This is a genomic window from Clostridium frigidicarnis, assembly GCF_900111985.1.
Classification (GTDB): domain Bacteria; phylum Bacillota; class Clostridia; order Clostridiales; family Clostridiaceae; genus Clostridium_Z; species Clostridium_Z frigidicarnis.
The window spans coordinates 1-11043 of sequence record NZ_FOKI01000067.1; the positions used below are offsets into that span (position 1 = coordinate 1).

At 30.3% G+C, this 11043-nt stretch carries 11 protein-coding genes; all 11 read right to left on the minus strand.

What is annotated here, in order from left to right; all coding sequences use genetic code 11:
• The coding region (locus BM119_RS18685; protein ID WP_090043227.1) for a transposase at positions 1-266 on the minus strand (266 nt) is incomplete at its 3' end.
• 105 nt (positions 267-371) lie between these two features.
• Positions 372-1349 (minus strand): delta-lactam-biosynthetic de-N-acetylase, encoded by a 978-nt coding sequence (gene pdaA / locus BM119_RS18690; RefSeq protein ID WP_090043228.1) that lies wholly within the window; start codon positions 1347-1349, stop codon positions 372-374.
• 74 nt (positions 1350-1423) lie between these two features.
• On the minus strand, positions 1424-2563 hold the full coding sequence (locus tag BM119_RS18695; protein ID WP_090043229.1) for an N-acetylglucosaminidase: 1140 nt from the start codon (positions 2561-2563) through the stop codon (positions 1424-1426).
• Between the two features lie 148 nt (positions 2564-2711).
• Complete coding sequence (gene pflA / locus BM119_RS18700) at positions 2712-3437, minus strand: pyruvate formate-lyase-activating protein (protein WP_090043230.1); 726 nt, start codon at positions 3435-3437, stop codon at positions 2712-2714.
• Positions 3438-3506: 69 nt separating this feature from the next.
• Positions 3507-5732: a formate C-acetyltransferase gene (pflB, locus tag BM119_RS18705; protein ID WP_090043231.1), complete on the minus strand. Its 2226-nt coding sequence runs from the start codon at positions 5730-5732 to the stop codon at positions 3507-3509.
• Between the two features lie 425 nt (positions 5733-6157).
• Positions 6158-6832 carry an orotate phosphoribosyltransferase gene (pyrE, locus tag BM119_RS18710; protein WP_090043232.1) on the minus strand — a complete coding sequence of 225 codons (675 nt, stop codon included), beginning with the start codon at positions 6830-6832 and terminating at the stop codon, positions 6158-6160.
• A 58-nt stretch (positions 6833-6890) separates the two neighbouring features.
• Complete coding sequence (locus BM119_RS18715; protein WP_090043233.1) at positions 6891-7790, minus strand: dihydroorotate dehydrogenase; 900 nt, start codon at positions 7788-7790, stop codon at positions 6891-6893.
• An 8-nt stretch (positions 7791-7798) separates the two neighbouring features.
• Positions 7799-8557, minus strand: coding sequence for a dihydroorotate dehydrogenase electron transfer subunit (locus BM119_RS18720; protein WP_090043234.1), 759 nt, complete (start codon positions 8555-8557; stop codon positions 7799-7801).
• A gap of 15 nt (positions 8558-8572) precedes the next feature.
• A complete protein-coding gene (pyrF, locus tag BM119_RS18725; RefSeq protein WP_090043235.1) occupies positions 8573-9442 on the minus strand; it encodes an orotidine-5'-phosphate decarboxylase in 870 nt (289 codons plus the stop codon).
• A gap of 1 nt (position 9443) precedes the next feature.
• Entirely contained in the window at positions 9444-10649 is a 1206-nt protein-coding gene (locus BM119_RS18730) for a dihydroorotase (RefSeq protein ID WP_090043236.1), read from the minus strand.
• Between the two features lie 142 nt (positions 10650-10791).
• Positions 10792-11043: integrase core domain-containing protein (locus tag BM119_RS18735; RefSeq protein ID WP_207647695.1), on the minus strand; the 252-nt coding region annotated here is incomplete at its 5' end.

Below are 11043 nucleotides of genomic sequence, written 5' to 3' on the forward strand. Positions count from 1 at the left end.
GCTATTTTAAGTTCTTGGTCTTTAATCTTTTCAATAGCTTTTTTATATTCTTTCTTATAATTAGGTATTATTTCATTATTCTTAGGCTCTTTTGGCTCTAATGTTTGAGAATAACGACGATAATTATTAACCCATCTACTTAATAATTGGGGATTTAAGTCGTACCTTTTAGCAATTAAAATATTGCTTCCTGATTCTAAAACTTCCTTAACAAATGAAACTCTTTGATCTTCTGAAAACTTTCTTGTAAATATTTTTTTCTCCATCCCTTAGACCTCCTAATCATCTTAAAACTATTTTACTTTGTTTGAGTAAACATTGTCCATTCTAATTAGGGGGCCTATAGGAGATTTATCCTTCACTCTCAATCCTCAACTCCCATCATAAGATAGTTTTGATAGACTTTCAAATTCATATCCTTTATTTTTCCATTCTTTTATAAGATTATCTAGTATATCTGAGTTTGTTTTTGACATAGCATGTAATAAATATATGGCTCCATTATGGGTACTATCTATTATATGTTTTTTAGCATAATCCTCTCCTGGCTGTTTTTTTTCATCATAATCTTTATATGCAAAGCTCCAAAATATACTTTTATATCCTAGTTTTTCAGCATAATATAAGGACTTTTCACTATATTTCCCCATTGGTGGTCTAAAAAATTTAGGCATTTCTTTGCTTGTTACTTCTTTAAAAGTATTTTCTACTTGAGCTAACTCTTTTTCATAAGCATCAAATCCCTTTATCGCAATTTGTGGCATTGATTTGTGATTAACAGTATGATTTCCAACTATATGACCTTCATCTACCATTCTTTTAATAAGATCTTTATTAGATTTAATGTAACTATCTGTAACAAAAAATGCTACCTTTACATTATTACTTTTTAAAGTATCCAATATTTTACAAGTATATCCATTTTCATATCCTTCATCAAAAGTTAAATATATATGTTTTTTATTACTACTACCAACATAGTATCCGCTGAATTTTTTTATATAAGGAACAGCTTCACGTGGTGGATTAGGCGTTGACCCATCTTTTTTAGACATAAAGTACCAATCTCTATCCTGATTATTTAATTTGCTCTCATCTATATCTTTATGTTCATTTTTGTTATCATTTTTATATTTTTCATCATCAACATCTTCTTTTTCATTTTCACTTTTATTGGTTTCATTAATGTTTTCTTCTGATTCCTTATTTGATATATTTTCAGGACTTATTTTGCTATTAGTTAATGAGATTCTTTGATTTCTATTGTATACTGCATAAGCCAATGTTGAAGCAACTATTATAATTACTACAGCTAATGTTAAAATTTTACACACATTAGATTTATTCATTATTTACTCCTTTTCATAATAATATATTTAGCCAAAAGAATTAAATTTGCTTCAATTCCTTTGGCATACTATTTCTATTTAAACAAAGGTATTTCATACACTAACTTTATACCTTTATTGCCTTGAATTATATTATATAGTCTTGATGTTTGCTTTGATGCCCAAGCTACATCTGTAGAATACTGATGCCACATTGTATCATGCTTAAAGTCCCATCTCATGTTATATAAGGTATCTTGTCCGATATTTATATATCCATCAGCAATCCATTTAGCTCCACCTACTATTGCATCTTCTATTGTAAACCATCTTTCTCTATAGGCTCTGTCTGCACCCCATAAATTAGGATTGTCATCATATGACCCTATTCCATACACATTGTATACTTTTTTAGATGGTACATTTTTTTCAAAATCCTCTATATAAATTACGTTATTTTCACTATCTATTGCACTTTTTCTTTTATATAGTTTACTCACAGTAATCTTTCCATTTATTATATCTGATCCACCATTTCCAGTTTCTAATATAGCTTTGCATATTAAATAAACAGGATTCACTTTAAATTCTTTACCAGCTTCTAGAAAATATTCACCTTTACCATTTAAAATCCCTCTATTTTGTAACATAAAATTTAAAGTTTCTATTTCAAAATCTATAGAATAACTAAGTTTCATAAACATTAGTTTGTTTATATGGTCATTCAAAAAATTACTTGGATTCATATAGTATTTTATTTCCTCTAAATTTGCAACTCTCCATTTAGACCCATTTTTTATATTGCTATCATATATAACTTGTTTTGTATTTGATTTCATCTCTATATTAGTATAATAATCTAATGTGTTGTTATGCTCTTTGGAAGTCAATATCTCAAATGGAAATCTTCTTATTCTTATATTTCTATATACAATTTGACTACTTCCACTATTACCAACTGCCTCTATTTTTAATTGATTCCATCCATTTTTTAAGTTCAAAGGATGGAATTTATATGAAAAACCTCCCTTTATGCTATCTTTATATTCTGGGAAGGCTTTATATAAATCAGTTCTCTCGATACCGATGTTACCATATCCTACAAATTTATCATTTAAATATATATTTACTCTCTTTATACCTGATGAGTCTAGAGCCCATCCTATAATCTGTATTTCATCACTGTCTACTTCACTTCCATCTATAGGTGTTTCCACCCACATCTTAGGTATCATTTGTTCCACCCCCTACTACTATGTTATTACCATGACTATCTTGTAGTGATTAAAAGTTAAAAAAAGAGTTTTCTGATGTTACTTTATAGCAACTTCAAAAAACTCTTTCCTTAGACAACCTTTTTATATAAACTTATTTTTTAAATTTTTAGCTCTTTAACTTTTCAACTCTTTTTCTTAGCTTTTTTTCAAGCTCTTTACACTTATCTTTATCCATAGCTTCTACTCTATCTAATCTATATTGAATATCTAAACCTTTATATTTATTTATCCCCATAATGTGGTATGGAAGGAGTTCTATTTTTTCCACATTATCTATATGACTAATTATATTTGCTAATTTCTCCATATGTTCTTCTGAATCTGTTATACCTGGTACAACAACATGTCTTATCCAAAGTTTTATACCCATATTTTGAGCAACTTTTAAAAACTTCTTTGTTTCTTCACCATCTTTACCTGTTAATTCTAAATATCCTTCTTTATTAACATGTTTTAAATCTAGCAATATTAAATCTACATATTTTAGTATCTCTTCATATTGTCCTTTTCCATAACCAGCTGTATCTATTGCAGTATGTATTCCACTATTTTTACAGAGCTTTAATATCTCTATAAGGAATTCTGGTTGAAGTAATGGATCGCCTCCTGAGAAAGTAACTCCTCCATCACTTTTAAAAAAGTAAGGTTTAAACTTTAATATCTTTTCATGAAGTTCTTTTGGGGTATACTCAGTTCCTCCAATACATTTCCATGTATCTGGATTATGGCAATAAGCGCATCTTATAAGACATCCTTGAAAAAATATTACTGTTCTTATTCCTGGTCCATCAACTAATCCCATACTCTCTATAGAGTGAATTCTGCCTTTCATAAATTTATCATTCCTTTTCTTTTATATTTAGAGAGGAAGATATATATCTTCCTCTCTTTATTTTAATAATTACATCTTCTCATGGAATGTTCTAGATATAACTTCTCTTTGTTGGTCTTTTGTTAATCTATTAAAGTTAACAGCATAACCTGAAACTCTTATTGTTAATGTTGGGTACTTTTCTGGATGCTCCATTGCATCCATTAAAGTTTCTCTTTGAAGAACATTAACGTTTAAGTGATGAGCTCCTTGTACAAAGTATCCATCTAATACATTAACTAAGTTATCTATTTGAGTTTCTTTTTCTTTTCCTAAAGCTTCCGGAACTATAGAGAAAGTATTAGATACTCCATCTTCACAACATGGGCTATATGGAACTTTTGCAACTGAGTTTAATGATGCTAAAGCACCTTGTAAATCTCTTCCATGCATTGGGTTAGCTCCTGGAGCAAACGCAACACCAGCATCTCTTCCATCAGGAGTAGCTCCTGTTTTCTTACCATATACAACGTTAGAAGTTATTGTTAATACAGATAATGTATGCTTTGCATTTCTGTATAGTGGATGTTTCTTAAGCTCTGTTGAGAATTTATTAACTAATTCAACAACTATATCATCAACTCTATCGTCATCATTTCCGTATTTAGGAAAATCTCCTTCTACATTAAAATTTATAGCCATTCCATTTTCTCTTACTGGCATAACTTTTGCATATTTTATTGCACTTAATGAGTCAGCTGCAACAGATAATCCTGCTATACCAAATGCCATTAATCTACCTACTTGTGTGTCATGTAATGCCATTTGTCCTGCCTCATATGCATATTTGTCATGCATATAGTGAATTATATTCATTGTATCAACATATAATTTAGCAACCTTCTCTAGAACTTTGAAGTATGCTGCTTTAACTGTTTCATAATCAAGAACTTCATCATTTATTGGAGATATTCCCTCAATAACTAATTTGCCCTTCTTCTCATCAACTCCACCATTTATAGCATATAATAATGATTTAGCCATGTTACATCTTGCTCCGAAGAATTGCATTTGCTTACCAATTTTCATTGCTGATACACAACATGCTATAGCATAGTCATCTCCATATAATGGTCTCATTATGTCATCATTTTCATATTGAATTGAGTCAGTTAATATAGATATTTCTGCACAATATTTTTTGAAGTTTTCTGGTAATTTTTCTGACCAAAGAACTGTCATATTTGGCTCAGGAGCTGATCCTAAGTTTATTAATGTGTGTAAATATCTAAAAGTGTTTTTAGTTACAAGTGCCTTACCATTTGAACTAACTCCACCTAAAGATTCAGTTACCCAATTTGGATCTCCTGCAAATAACTCATTATATTCTGGAGTTCTTAAATGTCTAGCTAATCTTAATTTTATTATAAATTGGTCTACTAACTCTTGAGCTCCTTGCTCTGTTAATACTCCATTTTCTATATCTCTTTCTACATATATATCAAGGAATGTAGCAGTTCTTCCTAATGACATTGCTGCTCCATTATTTTCTTTAATAGCTGCTAAATATCCAAAATAAACAAATTGGAAAGCTTCTTTAGCATTTGCGGCTGGTTTTGATATATCACATCCGTACTTTGCAGCCATGCTCTTCATTGCTTTTAATGCTCTTGTTTGTTCAGATACTTCTTCTCTCTTTCTTACTAGTTCATCTAGCATGTCTCCTTGAAGTTCTTCTAAATCCTTCATTTTTTGTTCTATTAAGAAATCTATACCATAAAGAGCTATTCTTCTATAGTCACCTATTATTCTTCCTCTACCATAAGCATCTGGAAGGCCTGTTAATAAGCCTGCTGATCTTGCTGCTCTTATTTCACTTGTATAAGCATCAAAAACTCCTTCATTATGAGTTTTCCTATATTTTGGGAAATTCTTTTCTAACTCTTTATCTAATTTATATCCATAAGCGTCAACTGAAGTCTTAACCATTCTCCAGCCACCCCATGGGTTAACTATTCTCTTTAATGGAGCATCTGTTTGAAGTCCTACTATAACCTCATTATCTTTATCTATATATCCAGCTTCATAAGCATCTATTCCTGATACTCTATCTGTAGCGATTCCTAATACACCTTTTTCTATTTCTTCAAGTATTAATTCGCTTGACTTGTCCCATACTTTTTTAGTCTTATCAGTTACTGGAGCTAAGAAACTCTTATCTCCTTCATATAGAGCATAGTTTTTTTGTATGAAACTTCTAACGTCAATAGATTCTTTCCAATTTTCGCCTCTGAATCCTTCCCATTGCTTGAACATATAAATACTCCTCCTTAAAATACCTACTAAATTATATACAATTGTAGTAGTCAACTTAATTTTTCATAACTTTAAATATAATTATAAAATTATACTGTATTCAAATTTAAATTTCATCTGTAACTCTGCATAAATGCAACAGTTGTAATGCTGTTTCAAACAGCTAATACCCGTAAATTAAAAGGTTTAACGAAACTGTTTATTTTTATTTACCCTTTGTTTAAGATTAATATATCATTTTTATAATTAAAATGCAAGAAGTATTTAAAATAAAATTCGACACAATTTGATATGTATAATACTGTGTATTTAATTAAAAATAGAAGACTAAATCATCAACCTTTCAGCTTTAAAAAAATTTTATAAACTCCTATATATTAAAATGTTATAAGCTCTCTTAGTTATTAAACTAAGAGAGCTTATGCTTATTTTACTCCGTAAATTTTGTAATAATCCTCTATTCTATTCTTCATAACGTCATCTATTAGTATTTTTCCATCAATCTCTTTATTATATAAATACTCTATAACTTCTTTCATTGTAACTATAGAGCATGCTTTAAATCCAAATTTATTTTGTAATTCCACCAATGCAGTTTCCTCTGATTTACCTTTTTCCATTCTATCTACTGATATTATAAGTCCAATTACATTTACATTTCCTTGTGACTTTAGTATAGGCATAGTTTCATATACTGATGTACCTGCTGTGGTAACATCTTCTATTATAAGCACATTATCATTATCTTTTAAATTGCTACCTAATAATATACCCTTATCTCCATGATCTTTAACCTCTTTTCTATTAGAACAATAGGATACATCCATACCATATAAACTATTCAAAATCATGGAGGTTGCTACTGTTAGAGGAATTCCTTTATATGCTGGACCAAATAAAACTTGAAAATTTTCTTTATAATTTTCTTTTATGGCTTTTGCATAAAATTCCCCTAATTTATTTAATTGATTTCCTGTTTTATAATTGCCTGTATTTATAAAGAAAGGAGTTTTTCTCCCGCTTTTTGTAACAAAATCTCCAAATGTGAGTACATTGCATTTCACCATAAATTCGATAAATTCTTTTTTGTATTGTTGCATATGCTCCTACCCCTTTTTATACATACTATTTAATATGTATCTTTTTAGTGTTTTATTCTTAAATTTGAGCTATTCCTTTAATTTCTCTTATATCTTTTATATTGTTATCTTTCATGTATTTCTCAATGCCGTCTACTACATCTAAACCACAAGTTGGATTCACAAAATTAGCTGTACCTACTTGTACAGCTGATGCTCCTGCCATTATAAATTCTATAGCATCTTCCCATGTTGTAATACCACCTAATCCTATAACTGGTACATCAACTGCCTTACTTACTTCATAAACCATCCTTAATGCTACAGGCTTTATTGCTGGACCTGATAGTCCTGCGAATATATTATTAAACACTGGTTTTCCTTTTTTTATATCTATAGCCATAGCTTTTAATGTATTTATAAGTGATATACTATCTGCCCCTGCTCTTACACAGCTTTCTGCCATTTTCACTATGTCCTCAGCATTAGGAGAAAGCTTTACCATTAATGGTTTTTTACAAACTTTTTTCACTTGTGATACCACATCATAGGCAACATCGCTTTTTATTCCAAAAGCCATTCCCCCACTTTTTACGTTGGGACAAGAAATATTAAGTTCTATTATATCTACATCTGTATCACTTATTTTTTCAACAGACTCTACATAATCACTTATTGATGAGCCTCCTATGTTAGCTATAACAACATTCCCATAACTCTTCATTTTTTTAAGCTCATTTTTTATAAAGTGATCTATACCAGGATTCTGCAATCCAACACTATTTATCATTCCTGATGATGTTTCATGTACCCTTACCCCATCATTTCCTTGTCTTGGCTGTAGCGTTAATCCTTTAGAACTTATTCCACCTAGTTTTCCTACATCATAAAAATCATTAAATTCTTCTCCAAATCCAAAGGTTCCAGATGCAGCTATAACAGGATTTTTAAATTCAATTCCATTTATATTAACTTTCATATGCCCTCCTACTCTGTAAATAAGTCTTCTGCTAAAAACACAGGTCCATCTTTACAACTTCTTTTATTTCCATCCTTTGTTTTACAAGTGCATACAAGGCATGCTCCAACTCCACAAGCCATGTGTTTTTCTGTGGAAACATATGTTTTAACCTTACTCTCTTTTGCCATGCTTATGACCTTGTTCATCATAACCTCTGGTCCACAACAATAAACCAAATCATAATTATTAATTTTAAAGTTATCTGTTACAAAACCTTTATGTCCATGTTTACCTGTATCTGTAGATATATACACATTATCTATATATTCTTTTATTTCATTTACTAGATAGTAATCTTCTCTAAATCCCACATGTAAATCTATTTCTAAATCATTACTATTTTTTTCCCTTAAATCCTTAGCTAACTGCAACATAGGAGCTATTCCAATTCCACCTGCTATTATTCCAATTCTTCCTTTAGCCTCACTTATGTTAAATCCGTTTCCAAGAGGTCCCCACACCATAATAGAGTCATTCTGTTTCATTCTTGAAAGTTCTTTTGTCCCTTTACCTACTTTTGCATATATAAATGTTAGCTTATTTTCTTTTACTTCACATAAGCTTATAGGCCTTGGTAAAAGAGGTTCTATATATTCTCCCCTTAGCATATAAAATTGACCAGCTTTTATTTTATTAGCATTCTCTATAGGAACTTCTACTATCATCTTATATATATCTGAAATTAATTCATCATTACTTAAAATCTTTCCACTTATATAGTTCATAATATTGCCCTCCTATTATAAATTGCACGCTTTTTTTATTTCATCTCTCATCTTAATGGCTTCTTCTCTAGCACATAGGGCAAACTCTTTTTCTCTATTTTTTTCTTTGTAGGCTAGTAGTATTTTTCTTGATGAATTAACAACTCCACCATTTCCATTATTAAGATATAAAGCCACATCCTCAGCTTTTCCTCCCTGAGCACCATATCCTGGTATTAAGAAGAAGCTACTATTCATATTTTTTCTTACTATTTGTGCCTCATCTACATGAGTACAACCTATTACTGCTCCAAGATTACTATACCCACATTCACCTACTGCCCTTTTTCCCATTTCATTTATTTTTTTACCAACTATATCAAATATCTTTTCATTGCTCTTTGCATCTATATATTGTATATCCTCAGCACCTTTATTGGATGTTCTTACAAGTGCAAAGGCTCCTTTTTCTCCTTTTTCTAAATAATCCATATATGGCTCTATGCTATCTAAACCCATATATGGACTCAATGTTATAAAATCTACTTCAAAATCTCCACTAAAGTGAGCTTTTGCATATTGCTTCGCTGTATCAGCTATATCTCCTCTTTTAATATCACCTATTGATATCAAATGTTTTTCTCTTAAATACTTTACTGTTTTACTGTATGCTCTTAATCCATCCATTCCTAGCGCTTCATAATATGCTATTTGAACCTTAAAGCATGATACTACATCATAGGTTGCATCTATAATTTCCTTATTAAAATTAAATAACATTTCAGTCATATTATTTTTGTGCTTATCTTTAAACCATTGAGGAATATATTCTAAACTGGTGTCTAATCCTACACACACAACTCCTCTTTCTTCAACTTTTTTATATAATTCATCTATTATACTCATCTTAAAACTCTCCTTCTTTATAAACTATTTTTCCATTTTTCATAGTCATTGCAACTTGTCCAAATCCTTCAAAGCCTATTAAAGGAGAATTTTTTGACTTTGACACTATAGATTCCTTATTCAATTTAATTTTTCTATTTCTATCAATCAGTACCAAATCTGCTATTTTACCTATTGCTATAGATCCTCTTGAATTGTCATCCATAATTTTTGCTGGTCCTTTTGACATAAGATATGAAAGTTGATTTATTGTTATATGCTTATCTTCTACTAATTTTGTATTGCATATTGTAAATGAAAACTCTAATCCTATCATACCTGGTGCTCCGCCTATTTTATCCTCTTCACTATGTGGAGCATGATCTGTTCCTATACAATCAACATACCCACTCTTTATTCCTTCTATAAGTGCTAATCTATCTTCTTCTTCTCTTAAAGGAGGATTAACTCTATATTTTGTTTTGCTATTTAAAGCTATATGATGAGGAGTTACTTCACATGTTAAATTAACACCATTTTTCTTGCCATCTATTATATGATTCATAGCTTCCTTGGTGCTTACATGGGCCATATGTAATCTAGTCCCGGTATGCTGTGCTAGTGTTATATCTCTCCAAGTCATGGTATTCTCTGCAAGTCTCATATCAACACTAGACAAGTCATGACTTTCTGCATGTGATATTACAACTATATTCTTTTTCTTTGCTTTATTCATGGCTTCAATCATTATTTTTGAATCCATTACTCCTTTTCCATCCTCTGATATAAACTTTAGTCCTTCTATATTTAACATACTATCTAAATGTTCTGTACTACTACCTTTCATGTCCTTAGTAACAGTTACACACTGATGAATATTAGTTATGCCTATTTCTTTTCCTCTTTGTATAACATAGTCATAATCTTTTTTATTACTTATAGCAGGTTTTGTGTTTGCCATAAGAACTACTGATGTATACCCACCTTTTGCAGCTGCACCACTTCCACTTTTTATATCTTCCTTATATTCAAAACCTGGCTCTCTAAAGTGAGCATGCAAATCTATAAACCCTGGCATTAAGGTTTTCCCCATCCCATCTATAACTTCACAATCTTTATTTATCTCTATTCCTATTTCTTTTATTATCCCATCTTCTATATAAACGTCACCATTTAGCGTATTGCTAAAGTCAACTATTTCTACATTTTTAATTATTAACTTATTCATTTAAATGCCTCCCTCTATGTATAAAGTTGAGAGTTGAGAGTTGAGAATTATAGTATACTCAGTTATAAACTCTTTGACTTCGGATTGCTCCCCGCTATCTGGACTAAAGTTACTCATTCTAAAGTTTTCTCAAAATTTCAAGCTAAGCTGAAATTTTATTTTTATAATATTCATGTGGGGATACATATCCTATAGAGGAATGTATCCTTTCATAGTTATATCTATAAACATAATCATTTAAATCAATTTCTAACTCTTTTAAGCTCCAATACATCTCATTATTAAGGCACTCTTCTTGAAGATATCTGTGATATGACTCAATAAAAGCATTGTAATTAGGACTCCTTACTGGAATCCTTTCATGAACTACTTTTTCATCCATACATCCCTTTTC